This is a genomic window from Azoarcus sp. Soil_N_20 (assembly GCF_057656155.1).
In genome coordinates this window covers 397,642-417,300 of sequence record NZ_JBDGKX010000001.1, presented here as the reverse complement: position 1 = coordinate 417,300, position 19,659 = coordinate 397,642, and the positions used below count along the sequence as shown (strand labels likewise).

Sequence of the window (19,659 nt, the reverse complement as noted above, 5' to 3'; positions counted from 1 at the left end):
CGTCCATGCCTCGTGCATCAGGCACGGACGCCCGGACGCCATCAGCGACGACTTACCGTCCCCTTGGGACCTGCCATCACCAGCACACCGGCGATCACCATCGCGGTTCCGGCCATCTGCGCCAGCCCGATCGCCTCGCCCAGCATCACCCAGCCGAGGAAGAGCGTGATCACCGGCCCGAGCGTACCGGTCAGCGACACCGTACCGGCACCGAGCCGGCGGATCGCCTCCGACACCAGCCACACCGGCGCCACGGTGCTGAACACGGCCATCGCGAGCGACAGCCCATAGACCGGCCACGGCTGTATCAGCGCCTCGAGCGGGCGCATCAGGCCGAACTGCGCGAGGCTGAAGGCGCACGCAAACGACGACGCGAAGGCCGTCACCCGCGCCGAGCCGAGGCGACCGACGACCTGTCCGTTGCCCATCAGGTAGAGCGCATAGCTCACCGCACTGCCGAACACCAGCAGACAGCCGGTCAGCACGTCGACCGCTTCGCCGGCGACCTTCAGGTCATGCCCCACCGCCAGTCCGATCCCGAGATAGGACAGGGCGAGCGCTCCCAGCATGCGGCGCGAGATCGGCTTGCCGAGGAACAGGGCGGACACGACGATGACGATGGTCGGATAAAGGAACAGGATCAGCCGCTCGAGTGCGGCGGAAATGTAGGCGAGACCGAGGAAGTCGAGATAACTCGCAAGGTAGTAGCCGAACAGTCCCAGCCCCGCCATCCACCACCAATCGCGGCCCGACAGCGGGGTGGCGGCCAAGCGCGAGGCCAGCCCCCCCATCGCCAGGAAGAACGGCAGCGACAGGGCCATGCGCAGCGCGAGCAGCGTTTCCGCATCGACCCCGTGACGGTAGGCCAGCTTCACCAGGATCGCCTTGAACGAAAAACCCACCGCGCCGCACACCGCAAACACCAACCCGACGCCAGCCGACGGCTGCTTCATCACCAGCACTCCTCTATGCGAGGCGGAATTAAGCCAGTTCAATGTCCGCTACACAATCCGCAGTTTCCAGCGCAATCCAGACCCTGTGGAGGCGCCGGTCGGACCACGTCCCATGACGGGCCGTCGCGCCTGGCCTACACTGCAACGAGTTCAACCGTTCACGACCGTCATGACCGCTTCACCGGAGACCAAGGACGCAAGCCTGATCCAGGTGCTCAGGGAAGCGTTCCTGAACGAGTTTGAAGCCGTCATCGCCCCGGCGCAGCCCGCGCTGCTCCAAGCGGTGCGCGACGCTGCCGGCAAGCATCACGACGTCCTCGCCGGCCTCGAGAACCGCATGGGGTTCGAGCAGGCCAGTGGGCTCACCGCGTCGCGGATCAGTCTCGTACACGAGGACGACCTCGTCTTCACGCTCGAACTCATCGATCTCGCGCGCAAGCTGCGGGAGCGCTGTGGCGCAGAGCTTGCGGCCTTGCATGGGGGCTATGCGATCCTGCTCGTCCGCAGCGACCTCGCGCCGGACATGGTGCCGATCGGCCCGGAGACCGTGTGCCAGGCGCTGCGCGTGCTGGCCGAAGCTCAAGACCTGTCCTCCGCGCAGCGGAGCCAGATGATCGACGATCTTGCCTCGCCACTGGCCGACGGACTCGCGCACTGCTATGCGCAACTGAATTCAAAGCTGGTTGAAGCCGGCGTGCAACCTCATCAACCCGCACGCCCACGACGCGCCCAGCCGCTTGCCCCCGTTGCCGCCGCGGCGCCGGCTCCGGCCGAAGATCCCGCAGCGGCCTTGCAACAGCAGTTGTCGATGCGACGGCCCGACCACGGAACCACACCGACGACGCTCGACCCGACCTTGGCGGCAGCCATTGTCGGCCAGATCAGGGAGTGGCTGGTGCGCCGCCAGGGGATCGACGGCGCAGACGTCCCCCTGTCGGGAAGCGACCTGGCGCATCTGCTGCCCGCCGAGCTTGCCGGCGCCGTGGACACGGTGGAGCAGGTATTCACCCTGATCGCGACCCACCCCGACCTCCCGGCCCGGATCAAGCCCGTGCTGGCCGGGCTGAAAGGCCCGCTGTTGCTGCAGGTGCTGGACCAGCCGCAAACAATCGGCGATCCAGCCCAGCCGGCCCGCCAATTGATCGATGGCATCGCTACCCTCGGCATGCGCCTGCCCGCTGACCGCCGTGGCGACGGGGCCTATGAAGCGCTCGTTGCCATCGTCTCCGGCGTGCAGCACGATCCGCCTCCGGACGAAAAGCGGTTCGCCCGTGCGCTGCACCAGCTGCAGGGACTTGCCACCTCGCACGCTGCGAACAGTGAGCAGAAAACGTCACCGTTCATCGACGACGCGATCCGCCTCGACCGGCGCGAACATGCCCTGGATGTCGCCTCGCGTGCGCTCGCCCGCATGATCGAACCCGGGACGCCGGCGCCCATTCACGACTTTCTGTGGACCTGGTGGGTGCAGGTGCTCGCCCGCACCCTTTATCGGCTCGGCGACAAGCACCCGCGCTGGCGCGAACAGCTCACTGCCACCCACCAGCTCGTCCTCAGCGGCCGGCGCATCCACGCGCCCCAGGAAAGAACCCGACGGATGGAGATGCTGCCGCCCTTGATCGAGCAGTTGCGCACGGGTCTTGCCGGGGTGGGCATGGATACGCAGGCCTGCGAACGTGCGCTGGCTGCCTGCATGGACCTGCACGCAGCCATCCTGGGCGGCAAGCCCACACCGGAACCTGCCCGGCCCGGCGCCGATCCGCTTCCCGGCCGCAGTGTCGATCCGGCAACCGGACTGGGCCTGCTCGGCATCGGCCTGGTCTTGCGCGAAGCAGGCAGGACAGCCACCGAGCCACTGCCCCTGACGACCGACTCCCTGCTCGAGATCAGCCTGCCCGGCAACGAGGCGATCCGGGCGGGCGTGAGCTGGATCGGACCGCAACACCAGGTCGCGCTGCTCTACTGCCACACCGATGACCAGGTGCTCGCCGCCAGCCTCAAGGCGCTTGGCCGCCTGGTCGCGGCGAAACAGGCACGCCTGCTACACGACCGGAACATCGTCGGGCAGGCAGCGACCCAGCTGTTACGCCACGCCGGCGCCTGATCGGCCCCACGCCCCGGCCGGGCGACTCAGCGTTTGCCGCGACCCAGCAGCGACCCCAGCAGGCCGCGCACGATCTGCCGCCCGATGCCGCTGCCGATCGTTCGCGTCACCGTCTTGGCCGCGATCTGCACCAGGCCGTCGCGCCGCCCGCCGCGCGGACCGGTCGAACCGAACAGGATGTCGTTGAGCCCGCCCCCGGCGGAGTCCGGCGCCGCGGTGCCGGACGCCCCCGCCGCACGCTCGCCGGCCAACTCGGCGCGAGCCGCCGCCTGGGCACGCAGCAGTTCGTAAGCCGACTCGCGATCGACCGCCTTTTCGTAGTGCCCGAACAGCACCGAAGCGCGGATCGCCGCATCGCGTTCCTGCGCGCTCATCGGCCCGAGGCGTGAAACCGGCGCCACCACGAAGGCGCGCTCGACCACTTCGGGCCGCCCCTTGTCGTCGAGGAAGGACACCAGCGCCTCACCCACCCCCAGCTCGGTGATTGCGGTCGCCGCGTTGAAGGCCGGGTTCGCACGCATGGTGTCGGCCGCCGTCTTCACTGCCTTCTGGTCGCGCGGGGTGAAGGCGCGCAGCGCATGCTGGACCCGGTTGCCGAGCTGGCCGAGCACGGTTTCGGGCACGTCGAGCGGGTTCTGGGTCACGAAATATACCCCCACCCCCTTGGAGCGGATCAGCCGCACCACCTGTTCGACCTTCTCGATCAGTGCCTTGGGCGCATCGGCAAACAGCAGGTGGGCCTCGTCGAAGAAGAACACCAGCTTGGGCTTGTCCATGTCGCCGACCTCCGGCAGCTGTTCGAACAGCTCGGCCAGCATCCATAGCAGGAAGGTCGAATAGAGTTTGGGCGAGTGGTAGAGCTTGTCGGCCGCGAGCACGTTGATCACGCCTCGACCGGCGGCATCGGTCTGCATCAGGTCGTTGATGTCGAGCATCGGCTCACCGAAGAACACATCGCCGCCCTGCTCTTCCAGCGCCAGCAGGTTGCGCTGGATGGCGCCGATGGAGGCCGCCGACACATTGCCGTATTCGGTGGTGAAGGTCTTCGCGTTTTCGCCCACGTGCTGCACCATGGTGCGCAGGTCTTTGAGGTCGAGCAGCAGCAGACCGTTATCGTCGGCAACCTTGAACACCAGTTGCAGCACGCCGGCCTGGGTGTCATTGAGATTGAGCAGACGCGAGAGCAGCAAGGGCCCCATATCGGAGATCGTGGCCCGTACCGGGTGTCCGCCGCTACCGAACACGTCCCAGAATACGGTGGTATTGGCCCGTGGCTCGAAATCCTCGATGCCGATCGCCGCCAGGCGCTGCATCAGCTTTTCGGATTTGACGCCGGCCGCGCCGATCCCGGACAGGTCGCCCTTCACGTCGGCCATGAATACCGGCACGCCGATGGCGGCAAACGCCTCCGCCATCTTCTGCAGGGTGACCGTCTTTCCGGTGCCGGTGGCACCGGTGATCAGCCCGTGCCGGTTGGCCAGGCGCGGCAGCAGGTTGATGTCCTTGTCTTGGGTGCGGGCGATCAGAAGTGGCTCTGCCATGCGAGTCTCCGGCAAGGTTGCGAATTGGAATATGCGACCCCGATCTTAACCCGAGCACCCGCTCGTGCGCGCCTGCGGGCAGCAGTCGCGGGCGCCGCGGCTGTATAATGCGCGCACTTTTCAATCGCACACGCTGCGCCAGGGGTTCGTATGGCTGGTCACTCGAAATGGGCCAATATCCAGCATCGCAAGGGTCGTCAGGACGCCAAGCGAGGCAAGGTTTTCACCAAACTGATCAAGGAAATCACCGTCGCCGCCCGCATGGGCGGAGGTGACGTCGGCGCCAACCCGCGCCTGCGCCTCGCCATCGACAAGGCCAAGGGCGAATCGATGCCCAAGGACAACATCGACAATGCGATCAAGCGCGGCACCGGCCAGCTCGAAGGCGTGACCTACGAGGAAGCCCGCTACGAGGGCTATGGCATCGGCGGCGCGGCGGTCATCGTCGACTGCCTGACGGACAACAAGATCCGCACCGTGGCCGACGTGCGCCATGCCTTCTCCAAGTACGGTGGCAACATGGGCACCGACGGCTGTGTGGCCTTCCAGTTCAAGCACTGCGGGCAGCTGATGTTCGCCCCCGGCACCGACGAGGACGCGCTGATGGAAGCCGCGCTCGAGGCCGGCGCCGAAGACGTGATCACCAATGACGACGGCTCGATCGAAGTCATAACCGGGCCGTGGGAATTCACCGCGGTGAAGGAAACGCTCGAGAGCGCCGGGTTCACCGCCGAGTTCGGTGAAGTGACCATGAAAGCCCAGAACGAAACCGAGCTTTCCGGTGACGACGCGGCACGCATGCAGAAGCTGCTCGATGCACTCGAATCGCTCGATGACGTGCAGGACGTCTATACGTCCGCGATGCTGGACGAATAGACGCCGCCTCCGGCACCACCCCATTCCGGGCGGCGCGCTGCGTCGCCCGTTTCTTTTTGGCGGACTCGCCCACGCTCATGACCACCCCGTCGCTTGCCCAACGCATCATGCCCTTGCTGTTCGTCGTACTGTGGAGCACCGGCTTCATCGGCGCCAAGTTCGGCCTTCCCTATGCCGAGCCGCTGAGCTTTCTGGCCACCCGCTATGTGCTGGTGATCATGCTGATGGTGATGCTTGCCCTGGCCATGCGCGCGCCGTGGCCGAACAGCCCGAGCGCGGCAATGCACATCGCCGTCACCGGCGTGCTGGTCCAGGCGCTATACCTCGGCGGCGTGTTCGTGGCGATACATCGCGGTCTGCCGGCGGGGGTCACGGCCCTGGTGGTCGGCATGCAGCCGCTGCTCACCGCTCTCGGCGCCGGAATGCTGCTCGGCGAACGGGTCAGCATCCAGCAGTGGGGCGGGCTCGCACTCGGTTTCTTCGGCGTCACCCTGGTGGTGAGCAACAAGATCGCGGTCGAGGGCGTCGCGCCGGACGACCTCGGCACCATGCTGGCTCCGGCCCTGGTCGCGCTGATCGGCATCACCGCCGGCACGCTTTACCAGAAACGCTTCTGCCCGCGCTTCGACCTGCGCACAGGATCGGTCATCCAGTTCGTCCCCACCCTGATCCTCACCGCGCTGATGGCAAGCCGGACGGAGACCATGGAGATCACCTGGAGCGGAGAATTCATCTTTGCGCTGCTGTGGCTGGTGGTGGTGCTGTCGCTCGGCGCGATCAGCCTGCTCAACCTGCTGATCCGCAGCGGCAGTGCGGTCAACGTCGCCAGCCTGTTCTACCTGACCCCGCCCACCACCGCACTGATTGCGTGGGCGATGTTCGGCGAGACCCTCACCGGCCTGGCACTGGCGGGCATGATCGTTGCCGTCGCCGGCGTATGGCTGGCGCGCAAGGCCTGATAGCATCCGCATACGACACAACCAGCGGAGTAGCTCCATGCAGATGTCCACCACCCCCACCCTCGAAGGCCACCCGATCCAGCGTTACTTCGGTGTCGTCACCGGCGAGGCGATCATCGGCGCCAACATCTTCAAGGACCTGTTCGCCTCGATCCGCAACATCGTCGGCGGCCGCGCCGGCGCCTACGAGCGTGCGCTGGCCGATGCGCGCGAGCTGGCGATGGAAGAGATGGCCGAACAGGCCGCCAAGCTCGGTGCCAACGCCGTGGTCGGCATCGACATCGACTATGAAGTGCTGGGCAAGGACAACGGTATGCTGATGGTCTGCGTCAGCGGAACGGCGGTCGTCGTTTGAGCGAGCTGCGCCTGACCGGCATCGCCTCGCGCACCGTCGTCACCCGGGTCCTCGGCCTCGACCCCGGGCTGAGGATCACCGGCTTCGGCCTCATCGACGTGCTCGGCAACCAGTTGCGCTACGTCGCCAGCGGCTGCATCAAGACCCGCGACGGAGAACTCCCCGGCCGTCTCAAGACGCTGCTCGACGGCGTGCGCGAAGTCATCGGGACCTATGCGCCGGACATGGTCGCGGTGGAAAAGGTGTTCGTCAATGTCAATCCCCAGTCCACGCTGCTGCTGGGCCAGGCCCGCGGTGCGGTGATCTGCGGCGCGGTTTCGTGCGACTTGCCGGTGGCCGAATACACCGCGCTGCAGGTCAAGCAAGCGGTCGTCGGTCACGGCAAGGCGGCCAAGGAACAGGTCCAGCACATGGTCCAGCGCCTGCTCGCGCTCGACGCCCCGCCTGGCGCCGACGCCGCCGACGCGCTCGCCTGCGCGATTTGCCATGCACACGGCAGCCAGGGCATCGGCGCGATCACAGGCATTGGCACCCGTCGCCGCGGTGGCCGCATGCAGGCCCCCGATCTGAATACATCCGGCAAGAAACCTGCCCCATAAAAACTTGCACTTCCCGCCTTGATTGGCTATTATGCGCGCCTCTCGACGGAATACATCTCCGGCGACAGTAGCACAACGGCATGGGGGTATAGCTCAGTTGGTAGAGCAGCTGACTCTTAATCAGTAGGTCGTAGGTTCGAATCCTACTGCCCCCACCAAGAATTCAAGCACTTAGGCCAACTCTTCGGGGTTGGCTTTTTGCTTTTTGGTCGTTGGGTAGGAATTGGGTAGGAATAGAAAAAAGTCCAGCGGTCCCGTCAGCAGGTACGGCGACAATCCGTTGCGTTCGGCAGACACAAGAACGGCGTGCGGCCGGGCTGTCCTGAGTTGTTCACGTCATTGCGCAATGGACGCCTCGCTGCCGTCTATCGCTGGCGACGCGCTTCCGGGCCATGCAGTACCGCGCGGCACTGCTCGCTCAGGTCGGCACCGACTTGCGCATTGCTTTCGTTCATCGGTACACGGTCATGCACATGACCTCCACGGGCGTAGTCGGCCAGGTTGAACGGGCGCTGGGCCATCGGCTCCGAGCCGTTGAAGTTCAACAGCTCGTGCAATACACTTTAAATGCCTCCTTGGTGCGACGAGCCAGACCGCCCGGGCGCTTCGGCGCCAGCACTGGATACTCGGGTGCCGAGGAGGTTTTCTTTTGTCGCGACGCTGTATAGACGTTGCGTCACGGGTACGGCGTCCTTCTTCCAGTTGACCGCGTCGGCGCACACTATAAGAGCCTCGTGCGGGTGAACCAGCGTTGGGCAATTCCCGCCCACTGTCTCGTACCCCATCGGGCCTTGCATCAGTGCCCCCTTGGCGCGAGATGCCTTTGCCGCTACAGTCATGCATCCCCGCCATCGTTCTTGGACGTAGGCTCAAGGGTCTCGGCCATCGAGATTGCATTGCGCGTGGCGGGGTGCCTCCCTCACTAAGGCGAGCGCTTGTCGTGCCATTCCCAACCTTCCACCTCGCCTTCGGCGCATTGCCCAAGGCCACGCTCGGCGACCGATTCTCGTTCGTCGCCTTCGCGCTCTCCCAGGTGCTGATGGACATCGAGCCGGCCTGAAGCTCTACGGGGTGCTCGACTGGCCGCTGCACGGGCCCACGCACACCTGGCCGGGGTCGTTCGTCATTGCGGCCGCCGCGATTCTTCTCTACCTCGCGTGGCGGCGCTCGTCGAGCGCATCGGGCGCGCCTCGACGAAGGTGGTGGTCGGCTCGGTGCACTTCGGCACCCTCAGCCACATCGCGCTCGACGCGATGATGCACGCCGACATGGCGGTCGCGCTGATCGCGCTCTATCCGCACGGGATCGGCAGCAATCCGGGCACCTTCTCGGAGCACCTCAGCACGCTCGCCTTGATGCTCTCACCCTTTGTCTGGCTGCTTCGCCGGAAGCTTCACCAGCTCATCCGCGAAGAGCGCCTTCCACGCTTCTGAAAACGTCGCGGGGTCGGCGCCCGCCTGCGCCTCCTCGCGCAACCGGGCCTCGAGCGCGGCTCGTCCTCAAGCTTGCGCAGCGCCATCTCGATCGCCTCGCGGGCGAACTCGGACACGCTGCGCACACCGTCCTTGAGTTCGGGCACGTAGCGCTTCACGGTCTGCCACGCGAGCCCGGCCGCCGCTTCCTGCAGCGACGCTTCGATCGCCGCGCGCGCCTGCTCGTAGAGCTTGATCCCGATGTCGTCGAGGCCGAAGCAGGTGCGCAGTTCGGGCTTCGACCAGATGCGCCCGGTGGTCACGTCGCTCCCGGCGAGGGTGCCCGCGACGAGTGCGTCGGCGACCTTGCGCAAGGCTTTGGCGTTGCGGTTGCCGTGCACCACGCGGTTGAACGCCTTGCCCAACTGATAGAAGCTCGGCAGCAGGTCGGGCGCACCGCCATCCGGGCGAGATCGTTTTCGTACTCGGTCGCCATCTGGAAGATGCGCCGGAAGTCCGCGTCGGTGCTCGCCTTGTGGAGCTGGGTCGAGATCGTCTTGTGGAGCCAGTTGAACTTGGTGGCCGAAGGCGACTTGACCGCGTCGAACAGCGACTGCACGACGCTCTTCGCCTGCTCGCCCCGCGGCGCCGTGTAGTCGGCCAGGTTGAACGGGCGCTGGGTCATCGGATTGTTGTCGCGGCGGCCAGCCGGTATATTGGTGTCGTCTCCGTTGTCTGCCGGGCTGCCACCCTTGCGGTGTCCCGTATGCGCGGAGGCCAAGAACCCGGCTCCCATGTCGCTCCGGGACAGTGTAGGGGCGTCGTGTGTAGGGGCGTGCGCATCATTGCCGGCCGCGCTCGCACCCGGGTTCACCTTCCATCCGTCCGGCCCGGCGGCCTGATCCTGGCGCTGGGCCATCGGTCCGTACTCCGACCCGCGGCGAATCTCGTGTGCAGTGAGTTGCGTCTTGCGCCCTGTCGCGACTTCCAATACGGTAAAAAGCGCCCCGGAGTCGCTTCGGACGTTAGGGCCTAGGGTATCTGCCACAGAAATTGCATTGCGCCCGCCGGGGTATTTCCGCATCGAGTCCAGCGCTACCTGCCGCTGCCCGCCCGGCTCGCCCCACATGACGCGCGCCAGGCTGCCCGCCACCAGATTCGCGAGTTCGATCTTGTTGATCTGGCGCCCGAGCTCCATCTTCAAGAGGAAGCGATTGACCGCCGCCAGCGGATCGCGCCACAGGCTCGACTTGTGGCCGGCGGCGGCCTCGCCCACCTTGGCGATGACCTCGTGCATGAAGCGGTCGTCGCCGATCGCGGCGGCGTGGTCGGTGTCGTAGCCCTGGCCGGCGAACTCTGGGTAGTTGTCGATCACCCCCCGCCCACGCCGCGGCGATGTCGTTCTTGCCGTCGCGGGCCAGCGCGGCCACCCGTGTTCCTTGCAATTGAAGTCGAAAACTCCGCTCCAGCGTCCATGCGGGCTCACCGCCCGCCTTGATCGACGCCTTACAAAATTAAAGTCGAAAACGAGACCGAGCAAGCCCCCCATGCTGTCAAGTGGCTGCGAAATATAGTCGAAAACGCATACATTCCGCGACCGCAGCACCTAGCCGATCGACCCGCCACACCTACGACGGCCGACCGAAGCACACGCAGACTTCCGCTTACGACCCTCAAGAGTCGTTCAGGTTTTGTCAGCCAACGACAGCAATGCAGCGGATCCTGCCGGTCGACCTCGATCTTTGTACTCGCGGTTTCGGCTGCATTCCGGTCATCGCCGCGCAGTGAAGTCGACGCCGGCCCTAAGGTGGAAACGGCTCCTCCGTTGATGTCCCGCGAAGTGGTGTAAGTCGTGTGCCGCTCGCTGCGCAGCAAAGCGTGTAGGGCGTAGCCCGAGCGGCTTTCCGCGCAGCGGCGACTCCGTTCTGGGTGGCGATCGTGAAGTCCGGCGTGGACAGCGCCTCCATTCCTGCGGCCGGTGCTTGTGTCGAGAATCAAGGTCACGCGCCACCTGTTTGCATGGCGAGCAGCACTTGGGCCGTCTCATCGTGGGGGACCGTCCTCCTCCCCGCCAAGCATCGAAGCATCGCTCGTCAGGCGCGCCGGCTCCCGAACTGGTCACCTGATCCGGATTTCCAGGAACGACATCAAGCTAGCAATTAATAGCTAGGCCGCGTGACCATCAGCGCATCGCAGCCCTGCGGAAATCGGACGGCGTCACGCCGGTCGCCTTCTTGAATGCGGTGCTGAAGTGTTGAGCGTGGCTGAAGCCGCAATCCAGCGCGACTTCAGTTGCGGTGCGACGGGGATCCAAGAGGAACTCCTTGGCCCGCTCGAGACGCAGACCGTACACAAAGCGCAGGGGTGTCAGTCCGGCACTTTCCCGAAAAGCCCGGATGAAATGCCGGGGACTGACACCGGCAACTTGGGCCAAGCCCGCGATCGTGAACGGCCTCGACAAGTCGGCCTCGATGTAGTCGATAACGCGCCGCAAGCTGCCAGGTGCGAGACCACCGCACGGGCGAACGGTGGCTGCTTGGCTGCCGTCGACGCGCGCCAGTAGGGCGAGTGCCTGCATTGCCCAGCCCTCGGCGAACAACCCGTAAAGGCTGTCTGCATTGCCCGCCTCACGGCAAAGCACCGAAAGGCCACGTTGCAGATCTTCGTTGCCGAAGGCAATCAGCGGCCGATCGAAGTGGCAGCCGGCGTCGGACGCAACGGTCGGGTCGAGGAAAACCACTGTGTAGTCGAAGGACGGGGCGACGTCGAACTCGCCTTCGACTGAAGTCGAGGCTGGGAACAGCGCAAGGCTTGTTCCTTGTCTTATTCCCGAGTGGATGCGGCGGCCGTCGACGTCCAGATGCAACTCTTTGAGGCCGTTCCGAAACCAAAACAGCGCGAGCCGCGGTTGACGAAAACGCCAAGAGATGGGCCCGGCCGATCGGCGCACGAGGACTTCAAGATGTGTGGTGCGTGAGTCGACAATGGTGCCGGAGACGAGTTCGCCCCCAACCTCGCGATATTCCGCTTGTGAGTCTAGCTGATCATGCATCGCTTACTCCGCTTCGACCTTGCGTCCGGCTCGCTCATTGTGCGCCTTGGAATGTGTATGCGGCCCACAGAATATAGACAAGCTGAATCGCCCCGGGTTTCGACGGCTCGATGCCCGGGTCTGCCAGTCGCTCGCTGTAGCGGATCGAGACGTACTGCGAGCCACGATCACTATGATGGATCAAGGCGTTGCGTTCCGGCTGCCGAGCCCATAAGGCTTGCTCTAGCGCGTCGAAGACGAATTCAGCATGCACGGACCGACTGACGCGCCAACCCGCGATGCAGCGGGCGAAGATGTCGATGACGAAGGCCACGTACACGAAGCCCTGCCAGGTCGAGACATCGGTGAAGCCGGAGACCCAGAGCTGGTTCGGACGCTGCGCGGCGAACTGCCGATTGACGCGATCGAGGGGACAAGGTGCAGCACAGTCCGGCCGGGTGGTCCGTACGGCCTTGCCACGCATGACGCCACGCAGCCCTTTGGCCCGCATCAGCCGTTCGACGGTGCGGCGGGCGACCTCGATGTCCTCGCGTTGCAGCTGCCGCCACACCTTGCGCGCCCCATACACCCGCAGGTTGGCCTGCCAGGCCCGCTCGATGTGCCCCTCCAGCACCTCGTCACGGCGGGATCGCGCACAGCGCAAGGCCGAATTACGCCGGTGCGCCACCGTGCGTCGATAGGCCGACGGGGCGAGCTACGCCTGCGCGAAATACGCGCAGGCTAGGCGCAGGATCGCGTTGGCCCTCATCAACTCGCGCACCTCGCGCTCGAGCTCCCTGATGCGTTGCTGTTCGGCGCTCGTGAGCTCCTCGCGCTGGCCCGTGTCGCGCTCATGCTGGCGAACCCATCGGCGCAGTGTTTCCGCCGTGCAGCCAATCTTTGCCGCGATCGAGACGATCGCCGCCCACCGGGATTCGTACTGGTCCTTGGCCTCGAACACCATGCGCACAGAGCGCTCGACGACCTCGGGGGAGAATTTCACTGATTTCTTCTTTATGGCTCCATCTTCTCAAGAGTTGGAGCCTCCGCGAAACCCGGGGCGATTCAAGCCGCTCACTGGCCCTCGAATCATGTCGTCGAGCACCCGATCGGCTTCGATATGTGCCTTGCGCTCCATCTCAAATCCGTCGGCAAAGTCTTTGACGCACACGCAAGCCGTCTCGGCCAGAAATTCATGTCATGGCACTTTCAAGCAAGGGTGGCGCCGCGTTGCAATCACCAACGCCGACGTTCCGAGAGACTAGGGCCTCGGTAACCCATCTCACGGAGACACACATGCCCGTCATTGTTTGCGAATGCAAGGTCGGAATCGCATCCGGCGTCAAGGCCAGGATCGCCACCGAGATCACGAGCGCGATCAGGGAGGTCATCCTTTCGCCGCTCGACCTGATCAGCGTCGTATTCCATGAAGCCACGCCCGAGAACACCTACCGTTCGGGAGAGCCTACTTCCGAAACGCTGATCTTCTGCCACATACGTGATGGGCGCAGCGACGGCGCCGTGCTGTCGCTGGCCAAGAAGGTGAGCTCGATTTGGAGCGCGTGCACGGGGGCATCCGAGGACGAAGTCGAGGTTCTCGTCGCACTGTACCCCGCCAAATACGTCGTGCGCGGCGGCGAACGCCTGCCCGAGGCTCCTCGCGTGTGAGGTGGTGCGGCCTCCCCGGACCACGGGGAGCGCCTTTGCCCATGCAAGGGGGCGTTGACCGTCAGGTCTCGACCCCTGATGTGGTTACGTGCGCCCGCTTGCTGGACCTCAGACCGAAGACAAAAGGAGACAAGTCAATGAAGTCAACCCGCCCTGAGCTGGCGACAGCACATTCAAGCGCGCACCGGATAGATGTTCACAAACTGGCCGACGAGGCCAAGTTCAACAGCTTTCACGGGTCCGTGCTGATCTGGTGTTTCGTGATTCTGGTGCTCGACGGCTACGACCTCGCGGTCGCCGGCATCGCGCTTCCGTCGATCATGAAGGCGATGAATGTCGAGGCCGCGACTGCGGGCTTCATGGCCAGTTCGGCGCTGTTCGGCATGATGTTCGGTGCGATCGCGCTCGGCGCGCTGGCCGACAAGATCGGCCGCCGCTGGGCGATCGCGATCTGCGTGTTCCTGTTCAGCGTCTTCACCGCGGCCGCCGGGTTCACCAACGACCCGATCACCTTCAGCGTGATGCGCTTCGTCGCCGGGCTCGGCATCGGCGGCGCGATCCCGACTGCGGCCGCGCAGATGACCGAATACTCACCGAAGAAGGTGCGCAGCGTGATGGTCACGCTGATGTGCTGCGGCTACGCGGCCGGCAGCATCCTCGCCGCGCTGCTCGGCAAGCAGTTCATCGAGACCTACGGCTGGCAATCGGTGTTCATCGCCGCGGGCGCCCCAGTGGTGCTGATCCCGTTCATCCTGAAGTACATGCCTGAGTCGCTGCCGTTCCTGATCAAGCAGCACGACGACACTCATCTGCGCGAAGTGGTCCGGAAGATCCGGCCGGACATGCGGCTCGAGCCGCACGAGGAGTTCCTCGTTCCGGCCGAGGACAAGGCCGATGGTCCGACCGTAAGCAGGCTGTTCCTGGACGGCCGCGGCTTCAGCTCGGTGATGTTCTGGGTCGCCTTCATGACCTGCCTGTTCATGCTCTATGCGCTCAGTTCGTGGCTGGTCAAGCTGATGGGCATGGCCGGCTACAGCCTCGGTTCCGCACTGAACTTCCTGCTCGCCTACAACGCCGGTGCAGTCGTCGGCGCCGTCGGTGGCGGATGGCTCGCCGACAAGCTGAACATCAAATGGGTGACGAGCGCATTCTTCGCGGTCGCCGCGGTCTCGCTGACGCTGCTCGGCTACGGCGCGCAGCCACTGTTCCTGATCGTTGCCGTTGTCGGCGCGTCGACGCTGGGCACGCAGATCCTGCTGTACGCGTATGCCGGGCAGTTCTACCCGACGTCGATCCGTTCGACGGGACTCGGCTTTGCCTCGGGGGTCGGGCGCATCGGCGCGATCGCGGCGCCGATCGTGATCGGGCTGCTGGTCTCGATGAAGCTGCCGCTGGTGCAGAACTTCCTCACCATTGCAATGGCGGCGGTGATCGGCGGTGTCGCGGTCGCTTTGATCAAACACAAGTCGTCGGCCCCTTCGCAAGGCCACGACGCGAGCGCGGTTGGGCAGCGGCCTTGATGCTCGACCAGTTGCGAGCGTACGAGTTGATCGAGAGCCCTACTCGCCGACCTGCCCTATGGGAGCGGCACGGCAGCGGGCCGGCGCTGATGACTCGCGTTTCATCTGACAACCAACCAGGGAGACTTCCATGTCACGCAAACTTGAAGGCAAGATCGCAATTGTTACCGGTGGATCCACCGGAATCGGGCTCGCTACGGCTAAGCGGTTCGCTAGCGAAGGAGCGCATGTCATCGTCACCGGTCGCCGACAGGCCGAACTCGACGCCGCGGTGTCCGAGATCGGTAGCGCTACCAGCATCCGGGTCGACTCATCGAACATGGCCGACCTGGACACGCTGTTCGATCGGGTGAGATCGGAAATGGGGCGGATCGACGTATTGTTCGTCAACGCCGGCGGCGGCTCGCTGCTGCCGCTCGGGAAAATCACTGAGGAGCAGTATGACGACACCTTTGGCTGTAACGTCAAGGGCGTACTGTTTACCGTACAGAAGGCTTTGCCATTGCTGGCGGACGGCGCATCAGTGATCTTGACTGGCTCCACCGCCGCCAGCGGCGGCACCGAGGCATTTAGTGTCTACGCCGCCTCAAAGGCCGCCGTACGCTCTTTCGCCCGCAACTGGATTCTCGATCTCAAGGGTCGCGGCATCCGGGTCAACACGCTCAGCCCCGGACCCACCAAGACGCCAGGCTTCTTTGGTCTGGCCGGCCCCGACGCCGCACGGCAGCAGGGAATGCTCGATGCCCTGGCCTCGCGGATCCCAATGGGCCGCGTCGGCGATCCGGACGAAATTGCCAAGGCGGCAGTCTTTCTGGCCTCCGACGATTCGAGCTTTGTCAACGGTATCGAACTGTTCGTCGACGGCGGTAAGGCCCAGATCTGAGCATCGCAGCATTGGAAGAGGAAGACTGGCTGAAAGCCAGACTGCACTTGGCAATCGCGGGTCTGGCGCCGACGACGGGGCACTTGGTGCGTCTGGACGACGACGAGTTTGCCCATCTGCTGGCTTTCCGCTCCACCTGAACAGGCATGCTGAGATCGTCACCTATGTTCGTGTTGGCGTGTTGACGCGATCAGACTTATCGAGCGGGATCGGCGGATCGGCTCGCCGAAGTTGAGCGGCTATCGCCGCACCGCCGGACGCGTGTCCATGCGCAGGCAGAAAAACGCCGTCGACAGCGCGGTCCCGCGCACAGGTAAGCGAGAGACCCCCGGCCGCATACAGCGGCCCACCGGCCACGAGCAGCGAGCGTTGGCCGATGCGCGGCGCCCAAACGTCCCGCGCGATGGCCACCAGCACCCTGTGAACGCGCGATCTCGCACGTGCCAAAACGCGTGAGCTCTGTTTGGGGCACTACATAAGTCGCACGGGTTGGGCCGGCCCACCAATAGCGAGCTTGGCCTGGACCGGCGGCACGACGCCATGTCGTGGCACTTCCAAGCAAGTGGTGGCGCCGCGTTGCAATCACCAACGCCGACGTTCCGAGAGACTAGGGCCTCGGTAACCCATCTCACGGAGACACAACATGCCCATCATTGTTTGCGAATGCAAGGTCGGAATCGAAGCGAGCGTCAAGGCCAAGATCGCCAGCGAGCTCACGAGCGCGATCAGGGAGGTCATCCTCTCGCCGCTCGACTTGATCAGCGTCGTATTCCATGAATCGACGCCCGAGAACACCTACCGTTCAGGAGAGCCCACTTCTGAAACGCTGATCTTCTGCCACATACGTGATGGGCGCAGCGATGGCGCCGTGCTGTCGCTGGCCAAAAAGGTGAGCTCGATCTGGAGCGCGTGCACCGGGGCACCGGAGGACGAAATCGAGGTTCTCGTCGCACTGTATCCGGCCAAATACGTCGTGCGCGGCGGCGAACGCCTGCCCGAGGCTCCTCGCGTGTGAGGGTGGTGCAGCCATCGCGATCGCACTGAAGGTGTCTAGCCGGGTGTGCGTCATGGGCCACGGCAGCGTGGTCTTCGAGGGCACCCTTCAGCAAGTGGCAGCCGATGAAAAGCTGCTCTCCGAATGGCTGGCAGTCTGAGCGCCGGCAACTGCCGTCCCACCCCTTCAATTTCGAGAGTCACCATGGACAAGACCCAGGACAAAGTCATCATTACCTGCGCCGTGACCGGCGCCATCCACACGCCGACCATGTCGTCGTACCTGCCGCTGACGCCGGACCAGATCGCCGAGCAGTCGATCGAAGCCGCCCAAGCCGGCGCAGCCATCCTGCACCTGCATGCACGTAACCCGTCGGACGGGCAACCGACGCCGGACCCGGCGATCTTCGAGCAGTTCGTGCCTCGCATCGCCGCCGCGACCGATGCGGTGATCAACATCACGACCGGCGGAAGCACCCGGATGACGATGCAAGAGCGCCTCGCCTATCCGCTGCAGGCCAAGCCGGAGATGTGCTCGCTGAACATGGGGTCGATGAACTTCTCGATCCACCAGGCGGCGCGCAAGATCAAGGACTGGCGCTACGACTGGGAGAAGCCCTACGTCGAGGGGATGGAAGACCTCATCTTCCGCAACACGTTCAAGGACATCAAGTACATCCTGCAAACGCTGGGCGAAGGATGCGGCACGCGCTTCGAGTTCGAGTGCTACGACGTCGGTCATCTCTACAACCTTGCCTACTTCCTTGACGAAGGTCTGGTCAAGGGGCCGCTGTTCATCCAGAGCATCTACGGCATCCTGGGCGGCATGGGGCCGGACCCCGAGAACCTGGTGATGATGCGCACCACCGCGGATCGTCTTTTCGGGCGCGAAAACTATCGGTTCTCGGTGCTGGGCGCCGGCCGGCACCAGATGTCGCTGCTGACGATGGGCGCCGTGATGGGCGGCAATGTCCGCGTCGGGCTCGAGGACAGCCTCTATCTCGGCAAAGGCCAGGTGGCCAGGTCCAGTGCAGAGCAGGTCCGCAAGATCAAGCGAATCCTGGAGGAACTGTCTCTGGAAGTGGCCAGCCCCGCCGAAGCTCGCGCGATGCTCGGCCTGAAGGGCAAGGACGCCGTCGGCTTCGGGACGGCGTCATGACCCAACTCAAGGGCTACGCCGTGGAGGACCTTCGCGTCGGAATGAGCGCATCGTTCTCCCTGGACCGGCGGCGCGTCACAGCCGGCCATTCGGTCGTGATCACTGGACCGGCTCATCGACGAACGTCACACCGGCATAAGGGCGGGACAGGGCTCGCGGAATGGACACCGGCACAAGCTGAAACCGTCCACAACGAGCTCGCGTCAAATCTGATCAAGATGACGGCTCGCTGCGAGCGCCAAGGAGGTCGATCGTGGCCAAGACATTCAAGGTGAGCGACGCCATAGAAAGCATTCCGGACGGAGCGACCCTGATGATCGGCGGCTTCATGGCCGTCGGCTCCCCCAGGCGCCTGATCGATGAACTGGTGCGGCAAGGCAAGAAGGGTCTGACGGTGATCGCCAACGACACCGCACGTCCTGGGTTTGGCATCGGCAAGCTGATTTCGGCGCGGCTGGTGCGGCGCGTCGTGACGAGTCACATCGGTACCAACCCCGAGACGCAGCGGCAGATGCTGGACGGGCAACTCGATGTCCAACTGGCGCCCCAAGGAACGCTCGCCGAACGGATTCGCGCCGGAGGCTACGGGCTGGGTGGTGTGTTGACACCCACAGGCGTCGGGACACTGGTGGAGCGAGGCAAGCGCACTTTGGAGATCGACGGTCGCTTGTTCCTCCTCGAGATGCCGTTGCGAGCAGACTTCGCGCTCATCAATGCCCGACGTGCGGATCACATCGGTAACCTCACGTACGCCATGACGGCGCGCAATTTCAACCCGCTCATGGCAATGGCGGCGGACACGGTCATCGCGGAGTCGCAGGAGATCGTGCCGGTCGGCGTCATCGCGCCGGACGATGTCATGACGCCCGCAGTGCTGGTGGATCGTCTCGTGGCGAAGGAGCGCGTGCATGGATGACAAGACACTGATCGCGAAGCGCGTGGCCAGGGAGCTACGCCCCGGTTATCTGGTGAACCTGGGGATCGGGCTTCCGACCCTGGTAGCCTCATTGGTGCCGCGGGACGCCAACATCTTCTTCCAGTCCGAGAACGGCATCGTCGGTATGCAGGCGACTCCTGAAGAGGGACTCGAAGCGGAGGACCTGACCGATGCCGGCGGGAGTCCGATCAGCGCACTGCCTGGGGCGGCAACATTCGACAGCGCCATGTCATTCGGGCTGATACGCGGCGGGCACCTCGACGTGACCGTGCTCGGAGGGCTGCAGGTCGACCGCAAGGGCCGCCTTGCGAACTGGATGGTGCCGGGCAGCATGGTGCCGGGCATGGGCGGCGCGATGGATCTTGTCACCGGCGCGCGTCGCGTGATCGTGGCAATGACGCACACCGCCAAGGGGCGGCCGAAAATCGTAGACGTCTGCACGTTGCCTTTGACTTCGGAGCGTCGCGTGGACCTGATCGTGACGGAACTCGCCGTGATCGAGCCGTCCGCCGGCGGTCTCATCCTGAGGGAGCTGGCTCCTGGCGTCGACATCGACACCGTGCAACGAGCGACCGATACTCGGCTGCTGGTTCCCGAGCATGTGCCTTGCATGGCGTTTCACTGAACTTCTAATCCGGTCAGACTTTGGTGCAGGCCTTCAGCACCGCG

20 protein-coding genes, 1 tRNA gene and 1 pseudogene are annotated in these 19,659 nt (G+C 64.7%); 15 read left to right on the top strand and 7 right to left on the bottom strand.

Features of this window, described 5'->3' with window-relative positions; translation table 11 throughout:
- Positions 1 to 41: 41 nt before the first annotated feature.
- Entirely contained in the window at positions 42 to 953 is a 912-nt protein-coding gene (locus AC3A35_RS01940) for a DMT family transporter (RefSeq protein WP_487434148.1), read from the bottom strand.
- 169 nt (positions 954 to 1,122) lie between these two features.
- Here AC3A35_RS01940 and AC3A35_RS01935 point away from each other — a divergent pair, with 169 nt between their 5' ends.
- Positions 1,123 to 3,057 carry a DUF1631 family protein gene (locus tag AC3A35_RS01935; protein ID WP_487434147.1) on the top strand — a complete coding sequence of 645 codons (1,935 nt, stop codon included), beginning with the start codon at positions 1,123 to 1,125 and terminating at the stop codon, positions 3,055 to 3,057.
- Positions 3,058 to 3,083: 26 nt separating this feature from the next.
- Here AC3A35_RS01935 and AC3A35_RS01930 read toward each other — a convergent pair whose 3' ends face one another.
- Positions 3,084 to 4,598: a helicase HerA-like domain-containing protein gene (locus AC3A35_RS01930; protein ID WP_487434146.1), complete on the bottom strand. Its 1,515-nt coding sequence runs from the start codon at positions 4,596 to 4,598 to the stop codon at positions 3,084 to 3,086.
- 150 nt (positions 4,599 to 4,748) lie between these two features.
- Between AC3A35_RS01930 and AC3A35_RS01925 the strand changes: the two genes are divergently transcribed.
- From AC3A35_RS01925 to AC3A35_RS01905, 5 genes are all read left to right on the top strand, one after another.
- Positions 4,749 to 5,474, top strand: a complete 726-nt coding sequence (locus AC3A35_RS01925; protein WP_487434145.1) for a YebC/PmpR family DNA-binding transcriptional regulator — start codon at positions 4,749 to 4,751, stop codon at positions 5,472 to 5,474.
- 77 nt (positions 5,475 to 5,551) lie between these two features.
- Positions 5,552 to 6,433 carry a DMT family transporter gene (locus tag AC3A35_RS01920; RefSeq protein WP_487434143.1) on the top strand — a complete coding sequence of 294 codons (882 nt, stop codon included), beginning with the start codon at positions 5,552 to 5,554 and terminating at the stop codon, positions 6,431 to 6,433.
- A gap of 37 nt (positions 6,434 to 6,470) precedes the next feature.
- Positions 6,471 to 6,788 (top strand): heavy metal-binding domain-containing protein, encoded by a 318-nt coding sequence (locus AC3A35_RS01915; RefSeq protein WP_487434141.1) that lies wholly within the window; start codon positions 6,471 to 6,473, stop codon positions 6,786 to 6,788.
- Entirely contained in the window at positions 6,785 to 7,387 is a 603-nt protein-coding gene (gene ruvC / locus AC3A35_RS01910) for a crossover junction endodeoxyribonuclease RuvC (protein WP_487434140.1), read from the top strand. Before AC3A35_RS01915 ends, ruvC begins: the two co-directional genes overlap by 4 nt.
- Positions 7,388 to 7,469: 82 nt before the next feature.
- Positions 7,470 to 7,545, top strand: a tRNA-Lys gene (locus tag AC3A35_RS01905).
- A 207-nt stretch (positions 7,546 to 7,752) separates the two neighbouring features.
- Here the strand turns inward: AC3A35_RS01905 and AC3A35_RS01900 are convergent.
- A complete protein-coding gene (locus AC3A35_RS01900) occupies positions 7,753 to 7,944 on the bottom strand; it encodes a hypothetical protein (protein ID WP_487434139.1) in 192 nt (63 codons plus the stop codon).
- A 600-nt stretch (positions 7,945 to 8,544) separates the two neighbouring features.
- Between AC3A35_RS01900 and AC3A35_RS01895 the strand changes: the two genes are divergently transcribed.
- Positions 8,545 to 8,820 carry a hypothetical protein gene (locus tag AC3A35_RS01895; RefSeq protein WP_487434138.1) on the top strand — a complete coding sequence of 92 codons (276 nt, stop codon included), beginning with the start codon at positions 8,545 to 8,547 and terminating at the stop codon, positions 8,818 to 8,820.
- Here the strand turns inward: AC3A35_RS01895 and AC3A35_RS01890 are convergent.
- From AC3A35_RS01890 to AC3A35_RS01875, 4 genes and pseudogenes are all read right to left on the bottom strand, one after another.
- Positions 8,781 to 9,173, bottom strand: coding sequence for a hypothetical protein (locus tag AC3A35_RS01890; RefSeq protein ID WP_487434137.1), 393 nt, complete (start codon positions 9,171 to 9,173; stop codon positions 8,781 to 8,783). The two genes, AC3A35_RS01895 and AC3A35_RS01890, sit on opposite strands and share 40 nt — an antisense overlap.
- The gene (locus AC3A35_RS01885) at positions 9,119 to 10,174 is read right to left on the bottom strand and encodes a hypothetical protein (RefSeq protein ID WP_487434135.1); all 1,056 of its coding nucleotides are present in this window, start codon (positions 10,172 to 10,174) and stop codon (positions 9,119 to 9,121) included. The genes AC3A35_RS01890 and AC3A35_RS01885 overlap by 55 nt, the downstream gene beginning before the upstream one ends.
- Positions 10,175 to 10,981: 807 nt before the next feature.
- Positions 10,982 to 11,851, bottom strand: coding sequence for an AraC family transcriptional regulator (locus tag AC3A35_RS01880; protein ID WP_487434134.1), 870 nt, complete (start codon positions 11,849 to 11,851; stop codon positions 10,982 to 10,984).
- 100 nt (positions 11,852 to 11,951) lie between these two features.
- Positions 11,952 to 12,848: pseudogene (locus tag AC3A35_RS01875) on the bottom strand (IS3 family transposase); the annotation flags it as partial.
- Positions 12,849 to 13,126: 278 nt separating this feature from the next.
- On the opposite strand from AC3A35_RS01875, the gene AC3A35_RS01870 reads away from it, so the two are divergent.
- From AC3A35_RS01870 to AC3A35_RS01835, 8 genes are all read left to right on the top strand, one after another.
- A complete protein-coding gene (locus tag AC3A35_RS01870; RefSeq protein ID WP_487434133.1) occupies positions 13,127 to 13,498 on the top strand; it encodes a tautomerase family protein in 372 nt (123 codons plus the stop codon).
- A gap of 137 nt (positions 13,499 to 13,635) precedes the next feature.
- Positions 13,636 to 15,018, top strand: coding sequence for an MFS transporter (locus AC3A35_RS01865; RefSeq protein WP_487434132.1), 1,383 nt, complete (start codon positions 13,636 to 13,638; stop codon positions 15,016 to 15,018).
- A gap of 130 nt (positions 15,019 to 15,148) precedes the next feature.
- Entirely contained in the window at positions 15,149 to 15,901 is a 753-nt protein-coding gene (locus AC3A35_RS01860; RefSeq protein ID WP_487434131.1) for an SDR family oxidoreductase, read from the top strand.
- An 11-nt stretch (positions 15,902 to 15,912) separates the two neighbouring features.
- Positions 15,913 to 16,041: a hypothetical protein gene (locus tag AC3A35_RS01855; RefSeq protein ID WP_487434129.1), complete on the top strand. Its 129-nt coding sequence runs from the start codon at positions 15,913 to 15,915 to the stop codon at positions 16,039 to 16,041.
- Between the two features lie 503 nt (positions 16,042 to 16,544).
- Entirely contained in the window at positions 16,545 to 16,916 is a 372-nt protein-coding gene (locus AC3A35_RS01850) for a tautomerase family protein (RefSeq protein WP_487434128.1), read from the top strand.
- Positions 16,917 to 17,099: 183 nt separating this feature from the next.
- Positions 17,100 to 18,053 carry a 3,5-dioxohexanoate:acetyl-CoA acetone transferase gene (gene kce / locus AC3A35_RS01845; protein ID WP_487434126.1) on the top strand — a complete coding sequence of 318 codons (954 nt, stop codon included), beginning with the start codon at positions 17,100 to 17,102 and terminating at the stop codon, positions 18,051 to 18,053.
- Between the two features lie 253 nt (positions 18,054 to 18,306).
- A complete protein-coding gene (locus tag AC3A35_RS01840; RefSeq protein ID WP_487434124.1) occupies positions 18,307 to 18,969 on the top strand; it encodes a CoA transferase subunit A in 663 nt (220 codons plus the stop codon).
- Positions 18,962 to 19,615, top strand: a complete 654-nt coding sequence (locus tag AC3A35_RS01835; RefSeq protein ID WP_487434122.1) for a 3-oxoacid CoA-transferase subunit B — start codon at positions 18,962 to 18,964, stop codon at positions 19,613 to 19,615. Before AC3A35_RS01840 ends, AC3A35_RS01835 begins: the two co-directional genes overlap by 8 nt.
- Positions 19,616 to 19,659: the final 44 nt, after the last annotated feature.

Excerpts from the sequence above, each read along its gene's own strand:
- AC3A35_RS01920 (WP_487434143.1), top strand. The coding sequence starts at position 5,552 with ATGACCACCCCGTCGCTTGCCCAACGCATCATGCCCTTGCTGTTCGTC.
- AC3A35_RS01880 (WP_487434134.1), bottom strand. The coding sequence starts at position 11,851 with ATGCATGATCAGCTAGACTCACAAGCGGAATATCGCGAGGTTGGGGGC.
- AC3A35_RS01925 (WP_487434145.1), top strand. The coding sequence starts at position 4,749 with ATGGCTGGTCACTCGAAATGGGCCAATATCCAGCATCGCAAGGGTCGT.
- AC3A35_RS01865 (WP_487434132.1), top strand. The coding sequence starts at position 13,636 with ATGAAGTCAACCCGCCCTGAGCTGGCGACAGCACATTCAAGCGCGCAC.
- AC3A35_RS01835 (WP_487434122.1), top strand. The coding sequence starts at position 18,962 with ATGGATGACAAGACACTGATCGCGAAGCGCGTGGCCAGGGAGCTACGC.
- AC3A35_RS01930 (WP_487434146.1), bottom strand. The coding sequence starts at position 4,598 with ATGGCAGAGCCACTTCTGATCGCCCGCACCCAAGACAAGGACATCAAC.
- AC3A35_RS01935 (WP_487434147.1), top strand. The coding sequence starts at position 1,123 with ATGACCGCTTCACCGGAGACCAAGGACGCAAGCCTGATCCAGGTGCTC.
- AC3A35_RS01860 (WP_487434131.1), top strand. The coding sequence starts at position 15,149 with ATGTCACGCAAACTTGAAGGCAAGATCGCAATTGTTACCGGTGGATCC.
- AC3A35_RS01850 (WP_487434128.1), top strand. The coding sequence starts at position 16,545 with ATGCCCATCATTGTTTGCGAATGCAAGGTCGGAATCGAAGCGAGCGTC.
- AC3A35_RS01915 (WP_487434141.1), top strand. The coding sequence starts at position 6,471 with ATGCAGATGTCCACCACCCCCACCCTCGAAGGCCACCCGATCCAGCGT.
- AC3A35_RS01940 (WP_487434148.1), bottom strand. The coding sequence starts at position 953 with ATGAAGCAGCCGTCGGCTGGCGTCGGGTTGGTGTTTGCGGTGTGCGGC.
- AC3A35_RS01870 (WP_487434133.1), top strand. The coding sequence starts at position 13,127 with ATGCCCGTCATTGTTTGCGAATGCAAGGTCGGAATCGCATCCGGCGTC.
- kce (WP_487434126.1), top strand. The coding sequence starts at position 17,100 with ATGGACAAGACCCAGGACAAAGTCATCATTACCTGCGCCGTGACCGGC.